The 21,190-nt window shown below is 32.5% G+C and carries 20 protein-coding genes and 1 tRNA gene; 12 read left to right on the plus strand and 9 right to left on the minus strand.

The genetic code is table 11. The annotated features are described in order from the left end of the window. Positions 1-53: 53 nt before the first annotated feature. Positions 54-497 carry a hypothetical protein gene (locus ACLU24_RS08720; RefSeq protein WP_412611961.1) on the minus strand — a complete coding sequence of 148 codons (444 nt, stop codon included), beginning with the start codon at positions 495-497 and terminating at the stop codon, positions 54-56. A 460-nt stretch (positions 498-957) separates the two neighbouring features. Here ACLU24_RS08720 and ACLU24_RS08725 point away from each other — a divergent pair, with 460 nt between their 5' ends. From ACLU24_RS08725 to ACLU24_RS08755, 7 genes are all read left to right on the plus strand, one after another. Next, positions 958-1,989, plus strand: coding sequence for a branched-chain amino acid aminotransferase (locus tag ACLU24_RS08725; protein ID WP_412611963.1), 1,032 nt, complete (start codon positions 958-960; stop codon positions 1,987-1,989). 123 nt (positions 1,990-2,112) lie between these two features. Continuing rightward, positions 2,113-2,189: transfer RNA gene (locus ACLU24_RS08730), tRNA-Arg, on the plus strand. 95 nt (positions 2,190-2,284) lie between these two features. Then, a complete protein-coding gene (gene rlmD, locus ACLU24_RS08735) occupies positions 2,285-3,463 on the plus strand; it encodes a 23S rRNA (uracil(1939)-C(5))-methyltransferase RlmD (RefSeq protein WP_412611966.1) in 1,179 nt (392 codons plus the stop codon). A 166-nt stretch (positions 3,464-3,629) separates the two neighbouring features. Next, positions 3,630-4,307, plus strand: a complete 678-nt coding sequence (locus ACLU24_RS08740) for a flavodoxin family protein (protein ID WP_412611968.1) — start codon at positions 3,630-3,632, stop codon at positions 4,305-4,307. Between the two features lie 315 nt (positions 4,308-4,622). Continuing rightward, positions 4,623-6,254 (plus strand): hypothetical protein, encoded by a 1,632-nt coding sequence (locus tag ACLU24_RS08745; RefSeq protein WP_412611971.1) that lies wholly within the window; start codon positions 4,623-4,625, stop codon positions 6,252-6,254. Between the two features lie 201 nt (positions 6,255-6,455). Beyond that, positions 6,456-7,487, plus strand: coding sequence for a hypothetical protein (locus ACLU24_RS08750; protein ID WP_412611973.1), 1,032 nt, complete (start codon positions 6,456-6,458; stop codon positions 7,485-7,487). Positions 7,488-7,539: 52 nt separating this feature from the next. Next, positions 7,540-7,926 carry a hypothetical protein gene (locus ACLU24_RS08755; RefSeq protein ID WP_412611976.1) on the plus strand — a complete coding sequence of 129 codons (387 nt, stop codon included), beginning with the start codon at positions 7,540-7,542 and terminating at the stop codon, positions 7,924-7,926. Positions 7,927-8,028: 102 nt separating this feature from the next. Here the strand turns inward: ACLU24_RS08755 and ACLU24_RS08760 are convergent, their stop codons facing one another. The 3 genes from ACLU24_RS08760 to ACLU24_RS08770 form a co-directional block, all read right to left on the minus strand. Continuing rightward, positions 8,029-8,574 carry a hypothetical protein gene (locus tag ACLU24_RS08760; RefSeq protein ID WP_412611978.1) on the minus strand — a complete coding sequence of 182 codons (546 nt, stop codon included), beginning with the start codon at positions 8,572-8,574 and terminating at the stop codon, positions 8,029-8,031. Beyond that, positions 8,567-9,049, minus strand: coding sequence for an RNA polymerase sigma factor (locus ACLU24_RS08765; RefSeq protein ID WP_412611981.1), 483 nt, complete (start codon positions 9,047-9,049; stop codon positions 8,567-8,569). Before ACLU24_RS08765 ends, ACLU24_RS08760 begins: the two co-directional genes overlap by 8 nt. Positions 9,050-9,178: 129 nt before the next feature. Next, a complete protein-coding gene (locus tag ACLU24_RS08770; protein WP_412611983.1) occupies positions 9,179-10,879 on the minus strand; it encodes an FtsW/RodA/SpoVE family cell cycle protein in 1,701 nt (566 codons plus the stop codon). Positions 10,880-10,994: 115 nt separating this feature from the next. Here ACLU24_RS08770 and ACLU24_RS08775 point away from each other — a divergent pair, with 115 nt between their 5' ends. Continuing rightward, on the plus strand, positions 10,995-12,608 hold the full coding sequence (locus ACLU24_RS08775) for an ABC transporter ATP-binding protein (protein WP_412611986.1): 1,614 nt from the start codon (positions 10,995-10,997) through the stop codon (positions 12,606-12,608). Continuing rightward, entirely contained in the window at positions 12,605-13,273 is a 669-nt protein-coding gene (locus ACLU24_RS08780; RefSeq protein WP_412611988.1) for an ECF transporter S component, read from the plus strand. Before ACLU24_RS08775 ends, ACLU24_RS08780 begins: the two co-directional genes overlap by 4 nt. Before the next feature lie 577 nt (positions 13,274-13,850). On the opposite strand, the gene ACLU24_RS08785 is transcribed toward ACLU24_RS08780, so the two are convergent. From ACLU24_RS08785 to ACLU24_RS08800, 4 genes are all read right to left on the minus strand, one after another. Next, a complete protein-coding gene (locus ACLU24_RS08785) occupies positions 13,851-16,112 on the minus strand; it encodes a hypothetical protein (protein WP_412611991.1) in 2,262 nt (753 codons plus the stop codon). After that, positions 16,099-17,031: an ABC transporter ATP-binding protein gene (locus tag ACLU24_RS08790; RefSeq protein WP_412611993.1), complete on the minus strand. Its 933-nt coding sequence runs from the start codon at positions 17,029-17,031 to the stop codon at positions 16,099-16,101. Before ACLU24_RS08790 ends, ACLU24_RS08785 begins: the two co-directional genes overlap by 14 nt. Continuing rightward, positions 17,024-17,413 (minus strand): GntR family transcriptional regulator, encoded by a 390-nt coding sequence (locus ACLU24_RS08795; RefSeq protein WP_412611994.1) that lies wholly within the window; start codon positions 17,411-17,413, stop codon positions 17,024-17,026. Before ACLU24_RS08795 ends, ACLU24_RS08790 begins: the two co-directional genes overlap by 8 nt. A 172-nt stretch (positions 17,414-17,585) precedes the next feature. After that, the gene (locus ACLU24_RS08800; protein WP_412611997.1) at positions 17,586-18,209 is read right to left on the minus strand and encodes a hypothetical protein; all 624 of its coding nucleotides are present in this window, start codon (positions 18,207-18,209) and stop codon (positions 17,586-17,588) included. A 219-nt stretch (positions 18,210-18,428) separates the two neighbouring features. Between ACLU24_RS08800 and ACLU24_RS08805 the strand changes: the two genes are divergently transcribed. The 3 genes from ACLU24_RS08805 to ACLU24_RS08815 are packed head-to-tail and all read left to right on the plus strand — an operon-like array spanning position 18,429 to position 20,484. Beyond that, the gene (locus ACLU24_RS08805; protein ID WP_412611998.1) at positions 18,429-18,647 is read left to right on the plus strand and encodes a hypothetical protein; all 219 of its coding nucleotides are present in this window, start codon (positions 18,429-18,431) and stop codon (positions 18,645-18,647) included. Then, the gene (locus tag ACLU24_RS08810) at positions 18,608-19,168 is read left to right on the plus strand and encodes a LytR/AlgR family response regulator transcription factor (RefSeq protein WP_412612001.1); all 561 of its coding nucleotides are present in this window, start codon (positions 18,608-18,610) and stop codon (positions 19,166-19,168) included. The genes ACLU24_RS08805 and ACLU24_RS08810 overlap by 40 nt, the downstream gene beginning before the upstream one ends. Then, a complete protein-coding gene (locus ACLU24_RS08815; protein WP_412612004.1) occupies positions 19,165-20,484 on the plus strand; it encodes a sensor histidine kinase in 1,320 nt (439 codons plus the stop codon). Before ACLU24_RS08810 ends, ACLU24_RS08815 begins: the two co-directional genes overlap by 4 nt. A gap of 43 nt (positions 20,485-20,527) precedes the next feature. Here ACLU24_RS08815 and ACLU24_RS08820 read toward each other — a convergent pair whose 3' ends face one another. Then, the gene (locus tag ACLU24_RS08820) at positions 20,528-21,004 is read right to left on the minus strand and encodes a DUF2798 domain-containing protein (RefSeq protein ID WP_412612006.1); all 477 of its coding nucleotides are present in this window, start codon (positions 21,002-21,004) and stop codon (positions 20,528-20,530) included. Between the last annotated feature and the right edge of the window lie 186 nt (positions 21,005-21,190).

Genomic DNA, 21,190 nt, shown 5'->3' on the forward strand with positions numbered 1-21,190 from the left:
AACCTCCCACATCGTAGTAATGTGGGAGGTTTTTAACTATGTATATGTTTAAATTACATTACATTGTTATTTGCACTGTTCTTTAAGAAATATGCTCCAATAGTATAAAGAACAGGAAGTGCAAGAGCAGAAACAATAGATAAGATATTGAATTCGCCTGATGAGATGTTAAGAATGATGCTTATAATGCCGATAACAACATTTATGATACCAAAGATAAAGCATATATTTGCCTTTTCCGGCTTATTAGCATTAACTACACCAAGAATACCAGCAACAAACTCTGCAACACTTGCTATGATAGCTATAATAACTGCAATAGCAAGAATTCCGCCAACAGCCGAAGTAGTTGCACTATCTGCAATAGCACTTGTAGCCGTTGCCAATAAAACAGAGCCAAAGAGAAGCATCAATGAAGCTACGATTGAAATTGCTCCAAAGATAATTGAAAGAATACCTGTAACCTTTAACATTTTGCCTGCTGATTGTTGATTCATAATAAATCCTCCTAAAAACTTTCTAATGAAAGTGTAATATTGTAATGGTTAGATTATACAATATCAGGGTAGAAAAATCCATTCGCATTTTCTACAAATATTTGCAATTAAACGCACTATTGTGTATACAAAAAGTAAAAATATTTAATTTTATGAATATAAGTTATATAAATAATTTTCATATCTTTATATATATTAAATTTTTTAAGAATATCAATTCATTAACATTTAAAGCTCTATTTAATATTATTCTTTTATTTTTTCTTTTATGAATAATTCCAATAAAAAAACTTCATATTTACTCCTATTTACACCCAAAAATAATATTTTTTAGCTTTTCTTATAAAATTTTTCAAGAAAAAGTTGTATTATTAAGCTATCAGTGATATAATAATATCTGGTAAATTTCCAAAAGACAAAGAGATTTGTTAAAATTAAGATTAAAACAAGGTGATATTAAATGGCAAAGAAAGATATTGATTGGGCTAATATCGGCTTCGGTTATATCCAAACAGAAAAAAGATATGTTACTAATTTTAAAAATGGCGAATGGGATAAAGGCGGTCTTATAGAAGACCCTAATATTGTTCTCAGCGAATGTGCCGGTGTTCTTCAATATGCACAGACAGCTTTTGAAGGCTTAAAGGCATATACAACAGTAGACGGCAGAATTGTTACATTCCGTCCTGACCTCAACGCAGAGAGAATGATAGCTTCAGCAAAAAGACTCGAAATGCCTGCTCTTCCTAATGAAAGATTCCTTGAAGCTATTGATGAAGTCGTAGCAGCAAATAACGAATATGTTCCACCATATGGTTCAGGTGCAACACTTTATTTAAGACCATATATGTTCGGCACAAATCCTGTTATTGGTGTTAAGCCTGCAACTGAATATCAGTTCAGAGTTTTCGCAACACCTGTTGGTCCATACTTTAAGGAAGGTGCAAAGCCGGTTACAATTAAGGTCAGTGATTTTGATAGAGCCGCTCCACACGGAACAGGTCATATCAAGGCTGGTCTTAACTACGCAATGAGCCTCCATGCAATCGTTACAGCTCATGCAGAAGGCTTTGACGAAAATATGTACCTCGACCCAGCAACTCATACAAAGGTTGAAGAAACAGGCGGCGCTAACTTTATCTTCATAACAAAGGATAATACAGTTGTTACGCCAAAGTCAGACAGCATACTTCCTTCAATCACAAGACGCTCAATTATGTATGTTGCTGAGCATTATCTCGGACTCAAGGTTGAACATAGAGAGGTTGAGTTTGCAGAAGTTAAAGACTTCGCAGAAGCAGGACTCTGTGGTACAGCAGCAGTCATTTCTCCTATCGGTAAGATTGTTGACCACGGCAAAGAAATTTGCTTACCAAGCGGTATGGAAGAAATGGGACCTATTACCAAGAAGCTCTATGAAACACTTACAGGTATCCAGCAGGGCAAAATTGAAGCTCCGGAAGGCTGGATAAGAGAAATCAAAATTAAATAATTAAACATATCTATCACCGATTGAACTATTAAACTTCAATCGGTGATTTTTGTATCTTAAAATTTTATTTTATGCAAAATATTGACAAAATGATAGCATAGTGATAAAATTATTGGTACAGTTGTTTCCGTAGCTCAGCTGGATAGAGCAATCGCCTCCTAAGCGATAGGTCGGGTGTTCGAATCACCTCGGGAACGCCAAAAGCCGAAAATCCTACGGAAACAAAGGATTTCGGCTTTTTATTTTATATAACCAAAGCAATAAGAAATTTTATTAAGTTACAAGAGGAATTATTATGAGTAACACAAAAGAAAATATAAAAAGAGGAAGTTGCCCTGTTTATAAAAAATGCGGTGGTTGTCAACTTCAAAATCTCACATATCAGGAACAACTTGCCCTAAAACAGAAAAAAATTTCAAAACTCCTTTCGCAATTTTGCAAAATTCAACCAATAATAGGAATGGAAAATCCTTTTCATTATCGCAATAAGGTTCAAGCTGCATTCAGAACTGACCGAAACGGCAGAATAATTTCAGGTGTTTATCAATCAGGTACTCATCGCATAGTTGGTATTGATGAATGTATGATTGAGGATGCCATAGCCGATAAAATAATCGTTACTGTTCGTAAAATGCTTAAATCCTTTAAGCTCACAACCTATGATGAAGATGTACAAAAAGGCTTTTTAAGGCATATTCTTATCAAACGAGGCTTTGCGACAAATGAAGTTATGCTTGTTCTTGTCACAGGGACACCGGTTTTCCCCTCAAAAAACAATTTTGTCAAAGCTATAACTAAAGAATTTCCCGAAATAAAAACTATTGTTCAGAATATCAATCCATATAGAACAAATCTCGTGCTCGGCGATGTGCAAAAAATTCTTTATGGCAAAGGATATATTGAAGATATTTTGTGTGGCTGTAAATTTCGAATCTCACCAAAAAGCTTTTATCAAATAAATCCCGTACAAACTGAAGTACTTTATGGCAAGGCAATAGAATTTGCCAAACTAAAAGGCAATGAAACTGTACTTGATACCTATTGTGGCATTGGTACAATTGGCATTGTCGCTGCTAAAAATGGCGCAGGCTCAGTAATAGGAGTAGAGCTTAATAAAGATGCCGTCAAAGACGCTATACAAAATGCACGAGTAAATAACCTTAAAAATATCAGATTTTATCAAGGCGATGCAGGAGAGTTTATGGAAGCAGCTGCAGAAGATGACGAAAAACCTGATGTAGTTTTTATGGACCCTCCAAGAGCTGGCAGTGATAAAAAATTTCTCTCCTCACTTATTAAAATGTCACCAAAAACAGTAGTATATATTTCCTGTAATCCAGAAACTATGGCAAGAGATTTATATTATCTAACTCAAAATAGCACCTATAAGGTTAAAAAGATTCAACCGGTTGATATGTTTCCACATACAAGTCATGTGGAGAGCGTGGTTCTGTTGACTAAAGTACATAAATAATTATTGTGGATATAAGATATGTAAAGTCGATAGCCGGACTGAAGTTGAATCAGTCGGCACAGAATCCGATTACATATCTGAACCCACAGTAGAGAGAAAAAATTCTAATTTTTAGAATTAGACAAATTTGAATTTGCGGAGTTGAAGTGCAGTGAAAAGGAGTAATATGAATATTGTAATAATAAATGGATCACCAAGAAAAAAAGGTGCAACATCAAAGATTTTACATATGTTAGAAGGTAAACTTCTTGAATATGATGATGTGAAAATAGAATATTATGATTTGGTAGATTTAGAGATTAAAATGTGTATAGGCTGTTGTGTTTGTTATAAGAATGGAAAATGCCATATTAATGATGATGCTGAAATGCTTTCGGACAAAATTTCGACAGCGGATGGCTTGATAATTGGAAGTCCGACTTATGCAAGTAATGTGTCGGGAATGTTAAAGGTATTTATTGATAGAGGCCATTTTGTCATTGAACAGTTATTGTATGGAAAATACGCTATAAGTGTTGCCACTGGTGAAAACTATGGAAGTAATGATACTAGTAAGATATTGAATAAACTAGTGCAATATTCTGGGGCGTTATTAACTGGAAAGATTGTATATAATACACCGTTTAACAAGGAGATTACAGATGATAGATTGAATAATAGAGTTAGCACCTTGGCTAGTAAATATTATTTGGATATTAAAAACAGGCGAAAATATCCTATTCAATCCATTATTCATAGCATAATATTCAATATTGGAATTAAATCTTTTGTTAAATGTAAAGGTGAGAATTACCAGGGTGTACTTGATAAGTGGAAGGAAAAAGATATACATGTTATAAAGTGAAGATTTTGAATTTTAGGAGGATAAACGAATGGGATTTTTTGATATTTAAATGAGTTACGAAATTCCAGTTTGTAGGGCTGATGCATTAGCCAAGAAACTTGAAATTTACACAATAGGCATTTACTCTATTTGCCTATACAACCATTAAGGCAACTCAACACTTGTATCGGTTCGACATACCCATTTTAAGGCGAAAACAGGTGTTCCACCATTCCCTTGTACAGTGGGTGTTGAGTAGGTTACTTGTTGGAGAACCGAGTCACATAGAAACTGTTGTACTTATTTCAAAAAAATAATTTATCGGGAGGAATTATAATGAACCTAAAAAGTTCATCTTCACTTTTTAAATCGGATAAAATTAAAAAATGTTTTTTATTTGTCTATATTGCTATAGTATTATTTATAACCGGAATAATGATTTGCAATTTATCTATAAATGAAATAAACCACAATTATACTCCGGATTCACCTATGTATTGTGCAGTTGCTCGAGGAATATTAAATGGCATAAGTCCTTATAGTGGTTTATATGAGAATAAACCTATCGGTGTATTTTTGCTATATGCTCTATCTTTTCTTTTAACTGACGATGTAATAATTTTTAATTGCATTACATTTTTGTGTCTACTTATAATAGGCTTTCTCCCATTTGTATGTACTACTAAATATCTTATTAAAAGCAACAAGCCATTTAGCCGTTCACAGATAGTCATATATTCAGGAATATCATTGATTTGTGGATTATTTCTTATGTCATATTCAATGGACCGAGGAGAATTTTTTCAGCCTGAAATATTAGGTGCTTCTTTTATATGCCTGTATTTTTGGGCAATTATGCACATCAACTGGAAAAAAGGTGAAAAAGCCAATAAAAAAAGCCTAATCATATGGACTATACTTGCTGCAATATTTGCAATGTGTGGTGTTATGATGAAGGAACCATTCGCAGTAATAGCTGTTGCAGGAGGTCTTCTTTTAGTTGAATCCGTAAGAGATTTTATTTCCAGAATAGTTATTCCCTTGTGTATAGGTGCAGTAATGGCAGTTTTTATGCTACTTTTTACAGGTATTATGTCTGATTATATCAATATATACATATATTATATGTTTAACGGACATATATCTCGCCTTGGTTCTCCATTTAAAAGAGCTTTGCAAATTCATAATTTGTTTGTTGATTTATCTATACACAATCCTATACTTTTATTAATAATATTCTCATTTACATTGCTCATAATTTTAAAAATCTACAAATCAAAAGATAAAAATATTAAGTCTTGCATCTGGCAGTTATGTTCATTAGTAATTTGTATTTTTTTAACATCTTTTTGTGTAGGACTAGGAGGTCAATACTTCCCTCATCATTATGTTTTTGCTACACCTATATATATGTTGCTAATAATAAAAGGTTGCGAAATTCTATCTGAATTATGTCGCGGAAAAGAAGCTCAGATTTCTATATTTACAATTATTATGGTAACTATTGTTTTTCTTAATGAAGTAAGTTTATTTAAAAAGCCTCTTCTAAAATCCAGTAAATCATTGGCGACATATCATACATCATTCTATTACCAAGCAACATTTGATGCAGAATATGTAGACGCACTACTTGATTATTACCATGAGAATACATATCAATACTTAGGTTTTAATGGTAGAAATTCTTTCTATGCATTCACAAAACATTCTCCTAAGGGACCGGTATTTGTTCAAGATTCCTACAATTTTGAAGATGAAAATAGTTGGTTTTCTCAAAATCTATTAAAACAATTAGATGAAGTAAATATAATTTTTATGAAAAATTTAGATATGCCTGCTATAAACGACAAGGTTAAAAAAATCTTAGATACCGAATTTACCACCGAACCAAAGGATAAATTCACAGAGATGCAACCTTGTGACGGTTTTGAAGTTTATACCGTTTATTATAGAATAGGTACGCATTAAAAATACTATTTATTTCATAATTAAATATTTATATTTCAGGAGACAGACAATGAATCTTAAAAAAATAATTCTTTTTCTTTAGATAATCTTAAAAAATATTTTTTGTTATTTTATGTTTTAGCAACAGTATTTACATCTATTATATATATTATAAATCTATTTATATCTGAAATAAACCTTGGTTATACTTTGGATTCTCCAATGTACTGTGCTGTTGCACGAGGAATGTTAAACGGCATAACTCCATATAGCGGTTTATATGAAAATAAGCCGATATGTGTTTTTCTTCTGCACGCACTATCTTTTCTTCTTACTGACAACGTAATAATTGTAAATATTTTTATGTGCTTTTCTCTTTTAATTATAGGATTTATGCCTTTTATATGTATATTAAAATATATGAAAAAAGAAAGCAAAGGTTTTAGCAATCATCAGGTTATATTATATTCTATGATGGTTCTGATTTCAGGTTTTCTTATTATGAATTACGCTATGAAAAGTGCTGAATATTTTGAGCCTGAAATATTAGGTGCTTCCTTTATATGTCTGTATTTTTGGGCAATTATGCACATCAACTGGAAAAAAGGTGAAAAAGTCAATAAAAAAAGTTTGATTATATGGACGCTCCTCGCTGCAATATTTGCTATGGGAGGTGTTATGACAAAAGAACCTTTTGCAATAATAGCAGTTGCCGGAGGATTTCTTTTAACAGAATCTATAAGAGATTTCATATCAAAAATAGTTATTCCTATGTGCATAGGCGCAGTTTTTTCCATAACACTTCTTTTTGCAACCGGCACACTATCAGGATATTTTAGTATATATATTAAAAATATGTTTGGAAATCATATCTCATATTATGGTTCTCCATTCCAAAGAATGCTTGATATCAATAAGATACTTACAAATATAATAGATTTTAATTTGGGACTTTTTTTAATAATCCTTGTATCCATATTGATTATTATAATAAGAATATTTACAAATAGGAATTTTAAACTTTCCCTTCGAATATGGAAAATATGTTCAATAATAATTATTATTTGCAACGTCATTTTCAATCGGTCTTGGAGGCCATTATTTTCCTCATCATTTTGTTCTTGCAGTACCTATTTATACATTGCTAATCATAGAAGGTTGCAAAGCACTTACAGAAATATTTGTCGGGAAAAAATTAAAAACAACATTAGTGTTAATATTTTCAGTATTTATATATTTCATCTATTTTACTAATACCATCAATAGTTTTGAAATAAGCTTAAACTTATCAAAATTCAGCCAAGATATGTATTATTCATCAGAATCTCAAGCAAAATATGTAGATGCTATGCTTGATTATTATGACGAAGATACCTATCAGTTCTTAGGCTTTAATAATACATCATATACTTTCTATGGATTAACAAAACACTCTCCCAAAGGACCGGTATTTGTTCAAGATTCCTACAATTTTGAAGATGAAAATAACTGGTTCTCACAAAATCTTATTAAACAACTTGATGAGGTAAATATTGTAATCCTAAATAAATTGAATATGCCTGCTATAAACGACAAGGTTAAAAAAATCTTAGATACCGAATTTACCACCAAACCAAAAGATAAATTCACAGAAATGCAAATTCCTAACGGTTTTGAAATTTATACCGTTTATTATAGAATAGGTACACATTAAAAATAAAAAGGTATGCAATTTATAATCAAATAATTGCATACCTTTTTTGTATGATTAAATAGAATTTAGTAAAGTTTAAATTTTAGAGAGTGTTATTATAATTTACTTTACAATATCAGAAGAATTTTTCGATGGTGTTTCATCAACATCACCTGTTGTATTCTTATCACCGAAAACAGCCTCTTCTGAATACTTATCATCGTACTCAACAGTAGCCTTGCCACTATCATCAACAGAAATCATAAATTTCTTATTCTTAGATTCTTCATCACCTACACTGTATTCATAATACTCATCGCCTGTTTGAGAATCTTTTTTCACTGTAAGATTATTACCATTTTCGAGCGTTGCAGTAGTTGTCTTATTACCATTCTCATCATAGCTTACATCGCCCTCAATAGCTGTCTGCTTGCCGTCAGGACTGATAAACCATCCTATAACAGTCTTTCCAAGTTCACCGTCTGTTGCAGCATTTGCAACGATACCTGCTGATGCAACACAAGCCACACAAGCAGCTATTGCAACAAGTTTCTTTGATACAAGCTTTCTTCTCTTCTTTGTTTCACTCATTTTAATTACCTCCGTTACTTTCTCGTTTGAAGCATGAATTTTAGAAAATGTGTTTTTATAAAGTTCTTTGTTACTCATCAGTCCATACCCCCTGAAGCTTAGACCTTAACTTTTCTCTTGCTCTCATAAGTCGTGTTCGTATTGTCGATGGATTCACCTTAAGAATATCCGCAATTTCATCTACCGAATAATCCTCGTAATAATACATATATACGCTTATTCTGTATTTTGAAGGAAGCTCCATAACCGCATAATATAAGTCGCTCTCCTCCTTATGCTCAAATATCAGTTCCTCTCCCATCTCGTCAAGTGGAATAATTTTTTTCTTAAAAGGAGAAACCAATAATTTCTTACTTTCATTCACAGCTACTCTCAAAAGCCAGTTACGAATATGCTCCTCACTTTCAAATTCCTTATTGCATTTATAGTATTTCAGTAATACATTTTGCACTATATCATCTGAATCAGACCTATTGCGACTATAATTAAATGCTATTCTAAAAATGCTGTCCGAGTATTTCAGAGCTATTCTTGTAAATTCGTCATCGTTCAATACATTCACTTCCTTGGCAAGTCTTTGAAAGCTGCTTTCATAAGTTATATCTTTTCATAACCCAAAATGTCCCAAAATTTTAAAAAATTTTCAAAAAAATTAACCGCCTCAAAGGACGGTTAATTTCCATCAAATTTCTATGACATCATCGCCATTCGGCATAGTCGCTTTTTTCAGACTTTTTCGCTTCACAGCATAGGTTCTCTCATCAGCCGCCTTAATAAAAGCCAATAAACACCAACAGCTCATCATACTTGAACCGCCCGCACTTACAAAAGGCAGTGTAACGCCTGTAAGCGGAAGTATATCTGTTGAGCCGAATATGTTCAATGATGCCTGAAATACAAGCAGAGCCGCCGCTGAACATGCAGCTATCGAATAAAATGACGAACGGCTTCTTGTTGTAACCGCTCTCGCATAAAGTACAAGTCCTGCGAGCGATACAGCAATCAGCAACGCTATTATAAAGCCCATTTCTTCGCATACAAGCCCGAAAACAAGGTCACTTTCCGAAGCAAAAATATTTTGCAGACCGCCTGTTCCGGCACCGGTTCCAAAAAGGCCGCCGCTCGCTGAATATATCAGCGTTCTTACCTGTTGATATCCCTTATCGTCAGGGTCAAGCCAAACATTTCCCCATATTGCAAATCTGTTTGCGATATACGGACGAGCCGTCAATACAAGCATAGCGCCAAAAACAGCTGCAGATATTGCAAGAATTACCGTCTTAATATCTCCCGAACGCATAAAAGCTATTACAAGGAATGTTACGAAGAATATAACTGCCGTTCCAAGGTCACTCATTATAAATAAAGCACCTATACATATTGCAGTAAATATAATAAATTCGGTAAGGTTCTTTTTGGTTAGCAAACTATCAAGGGTTGAAGCACCAACGAATATATATGCTATTTTTACAAACTCTGATGGCTGAACTGAAATAGGACCTATTATAATCCAGTTCGCCGCACCATGCGTAACCTTTCCAAGTGCAAGATTTAAACCAAGAACCACAACAGCGGCTATTGTTATAATCAATCGCCATTTCATAACCCTGTCAGGAATTTCAATAAATTTCAGTAACAAGCAAAATCCAATAACACCAATAATCACACTCGCAAGCTGTACCCAGCCTGTCTTGGTATTATGTGACGCCGCAAGCAATATTCCTATTGATGATAAGAATAATGCAAGGGATTCAAGTTCAAATGTCACTCGTTTTATGCAAATCCTTGTTACAGCAAAAAACACCCACATAAATACAACATAAACTGCAGCTATTGGTGCAACATCAAGATTTTCAAGATTTATGCAAATTTCTGCCGCAAACATAATTGTAAATAGTGTAACTAAGAACAACAAAAAAGAAGGTGCTATTGTTCTTTTAGGTGGCTTAGATTTCTTTGTCAGGCGTTCTTCCTGAGAATCATCACCATAGTCATCTGCTCTTCTCACGACAAGAACCGTTCCACCAATATTTATTCTATCTCCGATATAAACAGCCGTTCTACCCGTTATAGGCTTATCATTGACAGTAACACCCGCCTTAGAACCTGTATCCGTAACAAACCAACCGGCTTCACGCCTTAATAATACAGCATGGTCACGAGAAACCGCCGGATTTGTCAGACGAACATCGCTTCCACGACTTCGTCCGATAGATGTTTCCCAGTATTTTACCGGATAAACCTTCTGAGAATCTTCGTCCTCAAGAACTATTAAAGCCCCCTCATTTCTGCGATTATATCTTAGCGAAATAAAAGCACGGATAACTATTGCAAGTGCAATAAGTGGCATAATAAGCCTTAAAATCCACGATACATAATCCATAAATATCAACCTCCTTTGAGGGTTAAGACTATATTATCACACGAATAGTTACTTGTCAAAAGTTTATTAAGAGGTTATAATAATAAGATATATCCGGTTTCTAAGGGTGATGTTTATGAATCTATTAACTGTTCAAAATCTCTCATTTTCCTATTCTGACAAAAAAATTCTTGACAATATATCTTTTAACATCTCAAAGGGCGAATTTGTTACCCTTTGTGGAAAAACCGGCTGCGGCAAAACTACACTTCTTAGGCTTTTGAAAAAAGAACTTCAACCCAAAGGTAAACTTAGCGGTGAAATACTTTATAATAATACTTTGCTTGAAAATCTTGATGAGAAAGATTCTGTCTGCAAAATCGGTTTTGTAATGCAAAATCCTGACAGCCAAATAATAACTGATAAGGTCTATCACGAACTTGCTTTCGGACTTGAAAGTCTTGGTCTTGAAAATTCCACAATAAAACGAAAAATAGCTGAAACTGCCTGCTACTTCGGAATTGAAGATTTATTCTATAAAAATATTCATGAGCTTTCCGGCGGTCAAAAACAGCTTTTAAACCTTGCCTCTATAACGGCAATGAACCCCGAACTTATGATTCTTGACGAACCAACGGCACAACTTGACCCTATTGCAAGAGAAAACTTTTTCAATACCCTAAAAAAGCTTAATCGTGACTTATCCATAACCATTATAATCACAGAACACACTCTTGAAGATATTCTTCCGATAAGCGACCGACTTCTTGTTCTCGAAAGCGGAAAGATAATCTATAACGATTCGCCCGAAAAAATCTGTAAAATTGCTAAAACAAATTCCTATCTTTTTAAGGCTATGCCGTCAACAGTAAGAATTTCTACCCCATTTTTAAAGCAAAATGAGACTTGTCCTTTGACAACAAAAGGTGCTATACAATATATATCAGAAAATTTAAATGTAAAGCCGTTTTCTGTTCCGCAAAAAAATCATTCTGAAAACGCAGTTTTAAAGCTTAAAGATGTTTCATTCCGATATAGCAAAGATAGCTCTGATATTTTGCACAATTTGTCGCTTGAACTTTTTGAGAATGAAATACTTTTTGTCCTCGGCGGAAACGGTGCAGGCAAAACTACCTTTCTGAATACCGTCGCAGGACTTTTGAAATACAGAGCAGGCAATATAAAGCTTTTCGGGAAAAAACTCAGTTCCTATAAGGATAAATCATTATACAAAAACAATCTTGCACTTTTGCCACAAGACATAAAGGCTGTTTTCGCAAAAGATACTGTCAGAGAGGAATTAGCTGAAACCGGTGCAAATCCTACTGATTATGGCTTTGATATTACACATCTACTAGAAAAGCATCCTTATGATTTAAGCGGTGGTGAGCAACAGCTTTGTGCCTTAATTAAGATTCTTGCAAGCAAACCTAAAGTTCTTTTGCTTGATGAACCTACAAAGGGTGCTGACTCAATTTTAAAGCAAAAAATAGCCAATATTTTCTTAAAATTAAAATCAAGCGGAATTTCTATAATAGTTGTAAGCCACGATATAGAATTTGCTGCAAGCTGTGCTGATAGATGTGCTATGCTTTTCGGAGGAGAAATCATTTCTGAGGGCGAACCTCACAAATTTTTCTCGCAAAACAGTTTTTATACAACCGCCGCTAATAAAATTATGCGTAGCTTTGATAAAAATATAATCACCGTAGATGAAGCTATATCGTCACTTGTATGGAGGGAAAAATGAAAAATGCTTTAAAATATATAATCCCTCTTGTGCTTGTTCCGATAACAGTTATTCTTGGAGCGTGTATTTTTAGTGAGAAATCTTATTCCTTTGTTTCAATGGCAGTTGCAATATTTTCTTGCCTACTTTTCTATTTTACATATGAAAAGAAAGGTAAAACCCGCCGACTTATCATTGTCTCTGTTATGACAGCTATTGCGGTTATCGGAAGATTTCTTTTTGCACCGATTCCGGCTTTCAAGCCTGTTACTGCTATTGTTGTACTTACTGCAATATATCTTGGCAGTTCGGCAGGATTTTTGACAGGTTCTTTCAGTGCCTTGATTTCAAATTTTTATTTTGGTCAAGGTCCTTGGACACCTTTTCAAATGCTTGCTTGGGGAATCATAGGCTTCCTTGCCGGAATACTCCGCAATAAACTGAAAAACAGATTTTTCCTTTCGCTATATGGCATCTTTGCAGGATTACTTTATTCTATAATACTTGAGCTTTGGAATGTCCTTTGGTACAGCAACAGCTTTGACATAAATTTATACCTTACCTTTCTTCTTTCTTCTCTGCCCCATACTGCGATTTATGCGGTATCTAATGTTATATTTCTTATGGTAATGTATAAGCCTATCGGAAGCAAACTTAAAAGAGCAGAACAGCGAATTTTTACATAAATTCACAAATTGAATCATTTCAACATATTGTATAGTTGAAGCTACTATGCAAATAATATGTCTGAGGTGGTTTCTTTGCGATATGACAATTTACATGAGCTAATATCGTCAAGCTCAGGCACAAGAAAATACTTTCTTTCATTGCCATTTAAAGTACAAACTCAGCTTTATGAGCATAATAACTATATACATTCTGCGGCAGATTTACGACTCCGTCTAGCTCAAATTGAAAAATACAACCGCTCTGTTATAGTATCTGAAAGTCTTAATGAGGAATTTTTTAACTGAATTATCTATTTAATTTTAAATTACTCCTTTAACCGGCAACGCTTACTTATGCCTTACACACTTTTAGTAACTAATTTACTGCAAATATGATTAAAGGGGTTATTGTATTGCATAATATACACTGATTGTGTAATATATATTTAATTATAGATTATTTTTTATTAAACGTCAAGCATTTAAACACAATTAGTGTAATTTTATATTGAAGCAAGACGGCACAGCTTGAGATTGATTCTCTTACTGTGCCGTCTGCTTTATATGGGAATGTTAAAATGTAGGAATACGCAAATTAATTTTCAGTATCAACATAATTAGTGTGTTTGCTACATTTACTTAATATATTGTTTATCTCATCATACTGTTCATCTGTAATATTTACATATACTGTTTCGCTTTGTGAATTTAAAGAATATCCGCTTATTCTATCATCATCATATGAATATTCAAAGTTTACATTTGTAGATAATGAGCATTGAATAAGATTATCCTTCTCTACATCTACATTATCTGATATTGCATTGATAATTATATTTGATATTTTGCGTAATTCTGGAATATACTTTTTATCAATTCCGGAATCACTATAATTAACATTATATCTTTTAAGTGTTCCATCTACTGATGGGCTCATCATAAGGTCATCATCACCAATATTATCATTGTAATATTCAAGAATGAAATTATTATTGGTATTTTTTAAATCAGAAAAATCTAATCTGAAATATGCAGCATCACTTTCATTTTTCTTTACTGTATCTATTATATTATCCTTGATAAGCTTAGACATAGTTTTATTGATTAGTTTACTATATGTCTTTGGGGTAATATTGGCATTTACAAGATAGTGCTGAGAAAAGTTATTCATACCAACATAACCAGTTACTTTTATGTTTGTAATATTGTTTATACCATATATATTATCATAATTACCACTATTATCTCGATAACTTAGTATACTTTTATTTTTATCACTTGCCGAGTTAAATTCTTCTTTATAGGTTTTCCAAAGCTCGTTTAATTCATCTTTCGAGAAGTCCATATTTGAGCTATCTATTTTTATTGATTTTAGTTCTTTATCTGTTGGCAAGCTAAATAGTATATCCATATATTCTTGATTTTTATAAAGATATGAATCTAACGATGGCTTACTACTACCATTATATTTATTGATATTGACATAAATTGTTCTCTTTATATCTCTACCTGATGAACAATGAATTATTACATCATATGGCATATAATTATCTCTAGTGAGCTCATCAAAATTACTTTCTTTAACTTTTTCAACAGTGTCTACCAATGATGATTGTAATATGTCTATAAGTTCTTTATCATTAAATTTAACATCTTCAGCCTTATATTTATAATAGTTATCATCAATATTTATAGCATTTGAATAATCAATATAATTTGAAATACTTACTGATGAAATCTCAGAGGGTTCTGGAATATCATTGAGTATAAAATTTTTCTCTCCTACACAGGCAACAACAAATATTGCGTTAACCAATATTGCAATAAGATAGAATGGTATAGCAGTAAGAAGCTTTTTAGCATTCTTTGTTGTTATAAGCTCATATAAGAAATATGCAAGCAAAGAAATTACTATTCCTATAAACCAAAATTCTACACTAACATTTAAGCCACAGGCAAGGTTAGTGCTGATAAGCAAAAGTGGAATTGAACCGAGAAGTATTCTAACAACTGGTTGAACGCCCTTATATGCTGCACTTTTACCCGCTGATTCTGATTTTCTGAATTTATTGATGAAAAAGCCAATTACAAAATAAATTATTGCTAAGATTGCACTATACCATAAGGTTGAGGCATTTGAAATAGGCAATGTTTCTTGTTTTATATACCCATACATAAACTGATTTGTAGTGAACGGAGCAAAAATAATATTATTATAAATATCTGCAAAAGACATAAAAGAAACATCTGTAATCTTAACTGCTGCATTTACTGCGCTTGTATATAACAGAATTATAATTCTTGGTAGGAACATTATTATGAGAGTTATGATAATATTAGTAAACAAGGTTCCTGAAAGTCCCTTTGCAACAAGAGTTATTGAAGTTATTAACATAGCTAAAATAAATGAGGATATTATTGTTGTCCATATAAATTCTGAATTTATTATGATTTCAGGAGCAAACGAGTAAAGAATATATGATAAAAATGTACTTACAAGAATAACTGCGAGACTCCATAAAAGAGCAACAATAGTATATGTAACATAAATACAAGTTTTGCTAAGAGGAATAGAATGATAAAAATCTGATGCTTTTCTGCTATTCATAAAATTGAAAAGCACAAATACCACAACTATAGGCATAAGATATTGTAATACAAATATCGGTAATACAAAACTTCCTAAATCCATTATGACATCTGATTTCCAATAATTAGCAGATGATTCCATAATTTTTAAAAACGGAAAATAACATGACAATAAAATAGAAACTATTGCAAAACATATTCCTACAACCTTTGTCTGCTTAATACCCTCAAGCATAAGTGCCGGACTGAAAAACTTATTTCTTTTCATCTTTCTCTTCCTCCTTTTCAAATATATCTTCAAATTTATAACCCATCTCACCCATCTCAAAGATAAATACTTCTTCAAGTGAGAGCGGAAGTACATCAAGGATAATCGGATTAAAGCCTGAAAGAATTTCGATTACCTTATCTTTATCTCCACGAATAATGGAATTAGACACAACGCCTGTTTTCTTAAAATCGAGAACATTTATTCCATTATCTGTAAACAGCTTTTTGTCGTAATTCATATTAAATGCTGCCTGAATTTTGAAAAGAGAGGTTTTGAGATTTTGAACATCGCTTTCGAATACAATTCCGCCTTTATGTAAAAGTGTAAGTTGGTCGCAAGTGTCTTCAAGTTCTCGTAGACTATGGCTTGTTATAACTGCCGTTGCCTGACGCTCGCATATATCATCAAAAATAAGATTTTTTACGAGATTTCTCATAACAGGGTCTAAGCCATCGAAGGTTTCATCAAAGAAAAGATACTTTGTCTGACAAGATAAGGCACAGATTATTGCGGCTTGTCTTTTCATACCCTTACTAAAGCTTGCAATTCTCTTTTTGGGGTCAAGCCCGAATTTATCTACAAGCATTTCAAATCTTTCAAAACTAAAATTTTTGTAACAAGCATTATATAGCTTAGACATTTTATTTAATGTTGCCTGAGATGTAAAATAAAGCTCATCAGGCACAAATACAAAATTGTTTTTTGCCTCTTGATTTTCCCATACCGGCTTTTCATCTATGGTGATTGCTCCCTCATCGGGTTTATATATTCCTGTAATAAGTCTTAAAAATGTACTCTTACCGGCACCATTACTACCAACAAGTCCATAGATACAGCCTTCGGGAATTTCACAATTCATATTTTTCAGTGCAATAAAATCATCAAATTTTTTAGTTACATTTTCAGCCTTAATCATTCTGTTCCCCTCCATAAAATAATTTTACTTTATCAATAATTTCCTCTACAGTCATTCCTGATAACTTGAGCTTCTCTACGATTATTTTTAATTCTGAATTTGATGTTGACATAAGTTTTTGCACTATCTCCTTTGCATTTCCTGAAACATATCTTCCTACCCCCGGCACAGAATAAGTAATTCCTACTCTTTCAAGTTCATTATACGCTTTTTGAACTGTATTGGGATTTGCTCCACATTCTCGCGAAAGATTTCTGACAGATGGAATCATTTCATCAGACTTTAAAACTTCTGTAACAATAAGATTTTGTATTTGCTCTATGATTTGCTCATAAATAGGTTTATGACTCATTTTATCTATCACAATCAATTTTTCATACATATCTATCCCCCTCCTTGTAATTTAAGTGTATTAGTTATATTAGTACAGTTATACACCATGAAATTAATTTTGTCAATAGTTAAATGAAAGTTTTTTAATTTATGATTTATTTAAATAAAAATGCGGAGAGCGATTATCGCTCTCCGCATTTTTAGGTATTATGATATTTTAATTAAGCTTGTACTTGTTCGAAAACACTTGTTAAGCCTGTTGCTTCATCTGTGAATGTAAAAATATTACCTTCTTCATCATACATCATAACACTGCTTGATGTAATTTCTTCACCTGTGCTTGGGTCTGTTGATGTTGATGTAAGTGTAACTTTATTGCCATCTACTGTATATGTAAACGGGTAATCTACGCCTGCAACTGAACCTACTGCTGTACCATCTTCATTAAAAACATATGTTGATTCTACAGCTGACAATTCAAGTCCTTGTTCTTCACAATACTGCTTAGCAGTCTGAACATTTCCATCAGAACCGATAACTCCTGCAAACTTCCATGTTACACCTACAAAAGCTAAATCTGTAGTTGCTGTACCCTCTTCAGCTGATGCCTCAACAGATTCTGCCTTAGAAGCAACGCTTGATTCTTCCTTGCTGCTCTCAGCCTTTGATTCAACCTTAGACTCGCTCTTAGATTCCTCTTTTGAACTTTCTTTACTTGATGCAGATGAGGATGTTGCACTTGTTGATGAGGCAGAACTATTGCTGTTATTATTTGAATTACCACAGCCGCAAAATGCTACTGTTGCTATCATACTGAGTAAAAGAATAGTTGCTAATTTTTTCATTTTTCATTTTCCTTCCTTTAAATAGACGTTTTTTAATTTGGTGTTTAATTACTTTATTTAGTATAATAACACCTCTTTGAGTAGTATTTTAGCTTTATATGGAATATTTTTCAAGGCTTATGTGACAAATCGACAAAATTCGGTACGAATGTTTGTACATATGAAAATTATATAGAAAAATTTTTATAATTATTGTATAATTAGACTGAGGGGATAATTATGAACATTGCTATTGTAGACGATTTAAACTCTGAAAGAGAGCGTCTTAAAAAAGATATTTTAGATTGGTCGAATGAAAATCAATATTTTTTTACAATAACTGAATTCTCATCGGGAGAGGAATTTCTTGCAAGCTTTAATGAGCTTAAGCCTGAAATTGTCTTTATGGATATATATATATGGATGGCATTAGCGGTATTAAAACCGCTAAAGAAATGAGAAAAATCTCACTGAATACGATTCTTGTTTTCCTTACTTCAAGTATAGACTATATGTCTGACGCTTTTTCTTGCCGTTCGTTTGATTATATTTTAAAACCTATTGAAAAAACAAGACTCTATAATATACTTTGTGACGCTATAAAGGTACTTCCTCAAAATGATAAATATATAAATATTATTTCACATAAACAAACTATACCTGTATTATATTCTGATATTCAAAATATTGTTTCGGATTCTAATTACATACTTATATGTATAAATGATACGGAGTATAGATGCAGAATGTCCTTTGGGGAAATTTCTGAAAAACTACTCTCGGATAACCGTTTCTGTGTTATCAACAGAGGAGTTCTTATAAATTTTGACTATGTTATTAAAATGGAACATAATCTTTGTTATATGAAAAATGATAAGACATTTTCTATAAATATAAGAAAAAGGTCTTCACTTGAACAGGAATTAATTGAATATCGCTTTAATAAAAAAATGGAAGATATACAACGGAGGCAAATATGACAAACATCCAAAATTTTTTACTATCTGCTTCTGAATATGGTATAATTATTCCTGGAGCAGCTTTATGTATTATTCCTGTTACAAAGTATTTAAAAATTTCCGCAAAAAAATTTTTACCCTTTTTAGGAATAGCCCTTATATTGATTTCTTTCATACTTGGAACTATTGATGACACACAGGAAAATTTTAATCCAAATATATTTTTTGTTCCACTAATGGCTATTATGCTTATTATGTACTTTATTTTTGTAGATGTTGAAAAAATTAAACTTCTATATATCTTTCTGACATCTATTGCCTTTATGTCATTTCCTGGACTTATAAATTTTCTTGTAGAAAGCAAAATAAATCCTTATGGTCATTACTATAATGATTCTTGCTATGGGCTTATAACTCAATGGGGCTTATCTTTGATTATGGTTATATTTTGCTTTATATTTGCAAGAAAACCTATGCAATGGCTTATTGAAAACTTTGATATACACTCTGTATGGCGTTTGGTAAGCATTATTCCTATAATTATAACTGCAAGCAATATAATTATGATTCCACTTGACTACTCTACTATGAGTGTAGGAAGAATAACAAAAGTTAGTGTATTTATTATTTCCGTAATATTTATATTATTTTGTATGTTTCAGATTATTTTCTATTTTATTGCAAAAACTGTTGTAAGCAAAATAAATATAGAAAAAAAGCTACATATTTATGAAATACAGGCGGAACAATATCAGGCTATGAAAAGCTATATGGAAAATACTAAAAAACTTAGGCACGATTTTAAGCATACGGCAAATACAGCTATAACGCTCGCTAACGAAGGAAAAACTGCTGAGCTTGTGAAATATCTTAACAGCTATAATAAAAGCCTCGACAGCTTAAATAAGCAATATATATTCTGTAAACATTCTGCCGCTAATGCTATACTAAGTTACTATGCCGAAATTGCTCAACAAAATAATATTAAAATAAATTGGAAAACTTTTATACCGGAAAAATTAAACATAGAAGATTCAGACCTCTGTAACATCATTGGAAATCTACTTGAAAATGCAATTCATGGCTGTATGTCTATTCAAGCTGAAAAGCGTTACATCAAGCTTTCGATTGATATAGAAAACAATAATGAAATATACATTATGGTTATTAACAGCTTTAATGGAATAGTGAATAAACAAAGTAATAGATATTTTTCAAACAAGAAAAACGGAAGCGGCATAGGACTTATATCTGTTTCTATCACAGCGGAAAAATATAATGGTATGGCTCACTCTGAAAGTGAATTTTACTCCGAAATTATGATGAAAATCTCATAAAAATATGCAATAGGATATTAATAGTCCTATTGCATATTTTTTGTTATTCTGATTTTACAAGTTGTTTCTTAAAAATTGTACGAAATAAAAATCTTACAAAAGGTCCTACAAAAAATATTTGCAGGAAAAGTGCCATTTGAAAACATTTTACCGCAAGTGTTATCCATTGAATAAACCATTCTGTACTAAAACCGTTATGTATGAAAACCGCAATGAGCGTAATAGTTGGAACAATAAGGCACACTGTTAAACACTGAATAGCAAGAATAATTAAAATTTTTTTATCGGTTGCGGGATTTACTATCCTAAAAGCTAATTTTTGTGCAAGCTTTGTTATTACAAAAAATATTAGCAAAAACACTATAACATATTCAATCCACATTTCCTTTAGGGCAGTCCAAAATATAGGCATAGAAAGCCCTCCGGACTTATCAGAGATTGTGTAAACTGTCATAAGGTAAACCATACAGAATACCATCATAAGAGTGAATACAAGGCTTTGTAGTTTTGTTTTTGGCATAATTTTTTCTTCCTTTCTAAAATAAAAAAATCCGCCTGACATTTATGCCTGTCAGGCGGATTTTTTGAGGTGATTTGGAAAATAAATTTTTCCAAGAAATAAGCCCCTTACCTATCGGCAAAGGGCTTTTACTATGGTCGAGGTGACAGGACTTGAACCTGCGGCATCTTGGTCCCAAACCAAGCA

The organism is Pseudoruminococcus sp. (genome assembly GCF_047012705.1).
In the GTDB taxonomy this organism is placed as follows: Bacteria; Bacillota; Clostridia; order Oscillospirales; family Acutalibacteraceae; genus Pseudoruminococcus.

Bases quoted from the DNA above. Each gene is read 5' to 3' on its own strand.
- ACLU24_RS08805 (WP_412611998.1), top strand. From the start codon at position 18,429: ATGAACATTGCTATTGTAGACGATTTAAACTCTGAAAGAGAGCGTCTT.
- ACLU24_RS08785 (WP_412611991.1), bottom strand. From the start codon at position 16,112: ATGAAAAGAAATAAGTTTTTCAGTCCGGCACTTATGCTTGAGGGTATT.
- ACLU24_RS08725 (WP_412611963.1), top strand. From the start codon at position 958: ATGGCAAAGAAAGATATTGATTGGGCTAATATCGGCTTCGGTTATATC.
- ACLU24_RS08750 (WP_412611973.1), top strand. From the start codon at position 6,456: ATGTACTGTGCTGTTGCACGAGGAATGTTAAACGGCATAACTCCATAT.
- ACLU24_RS08755 (WP_412611976.1), top strand. From the start codon at position 7,540: ATGTATTATTCATCAGAATCTCAAGCAAAATATGTAGATGCTATGCTT.
- rlmD (WP_412611966.1), top strand. From the start codon at position 2,285: ATGAGTAACACAAAAGAAAATATAAAAAGAGGAAGTTGCCCTGTTTAT.
- ACLU24_RS08795 (WP_412611994.1), bottom strand. From the start codon at position 17,413: ATGTATGAAAAATTGATTGTGATAGATAAAATGAGTCATAAACCTATT.
- ACLU24_RS08800 (WP_412611997.1), bottom strand. From the start codon at position 18,209: ATGAAAAAATTAGCAACTATTCTTTTACTCAGTATGATAGCAACAGTA.
- ACLU24_RS08740 (WP_412611968.1), top strand. From the start codon at position 3,630: ATGAATATTGTAATAATAAATGGATCACCAAGAAAAAAAGGTGCAACA.
- ACLU24_RS08820 (WP_412612006.1), bottom strand. From the start codon at position 21,004: ATGCCAAAAACAAAACTACAAAGCCTTGTATTCACTCTTATGATGGTA.
- ACLU24_RS08780 (WP_412611988.1), top strand. From the start codon at position 12,605: ATGAAAAATGCTTTAAAATATATAATCCCTCTTGTGCTTGTTCCGATA.
- ACLU24_RS08720 (WP_412611961.1), bottom strand. From the start codon at position 497: ATGAATCAACAATCAGCAGGCAAAATGTTAAAGGTTACAGGTATTCTT.
- ACLU24_RS08775 (WP_412611986.1), top strand. From the start codon at position 10,995: ATGAATCTATTAACTGTTCAAAATCTCTCATTTTCCTATTCTGACAAA.
- ACLU24_RS08770 (WP_412611983.1), bottom strand. From the start codon at position 10,879: ATGGATTATGTATCGTGGATTTTAAGGCTTATTATGCCACTTATTGCA.
- ACLU24_RS08745 (WP_412611971.1), top strand. From the start codon at position 4,623: ATGAACCTAAAAAGTTCATCTTCACTTTTTAAATCGGATAAAATTAAA.
- ACLU24_RS08815 (WP_412612004.1), top strand. From the start codon at position 19,165: ATGACAAACATCCAAAATTTTTTACTATCTGCTTCTGAATATGGTATA.
- ACLU24_RS08810 (WP_412612001.1), top strand. From the start codon at position 18,608: ATGGATGGCATTAGCGGTATTAAAACCGCTAAAGAAATGAGAAAAATC.
- ACLU24_RS08760 (WP_412611978.1), bottom strand. From the start codon at position 8,574: ATGAGTAACAAAGAACTTTATAAAAACACATTTTCTAAAATTCATGCT.
- ACLU24_RS08790 (WP_412611993.1), bottom strand. From the start codon at position 17,031: ATGATTAAGGCTGAAAATGTAACTAAAAAATTTGATGATTTTATTGCA.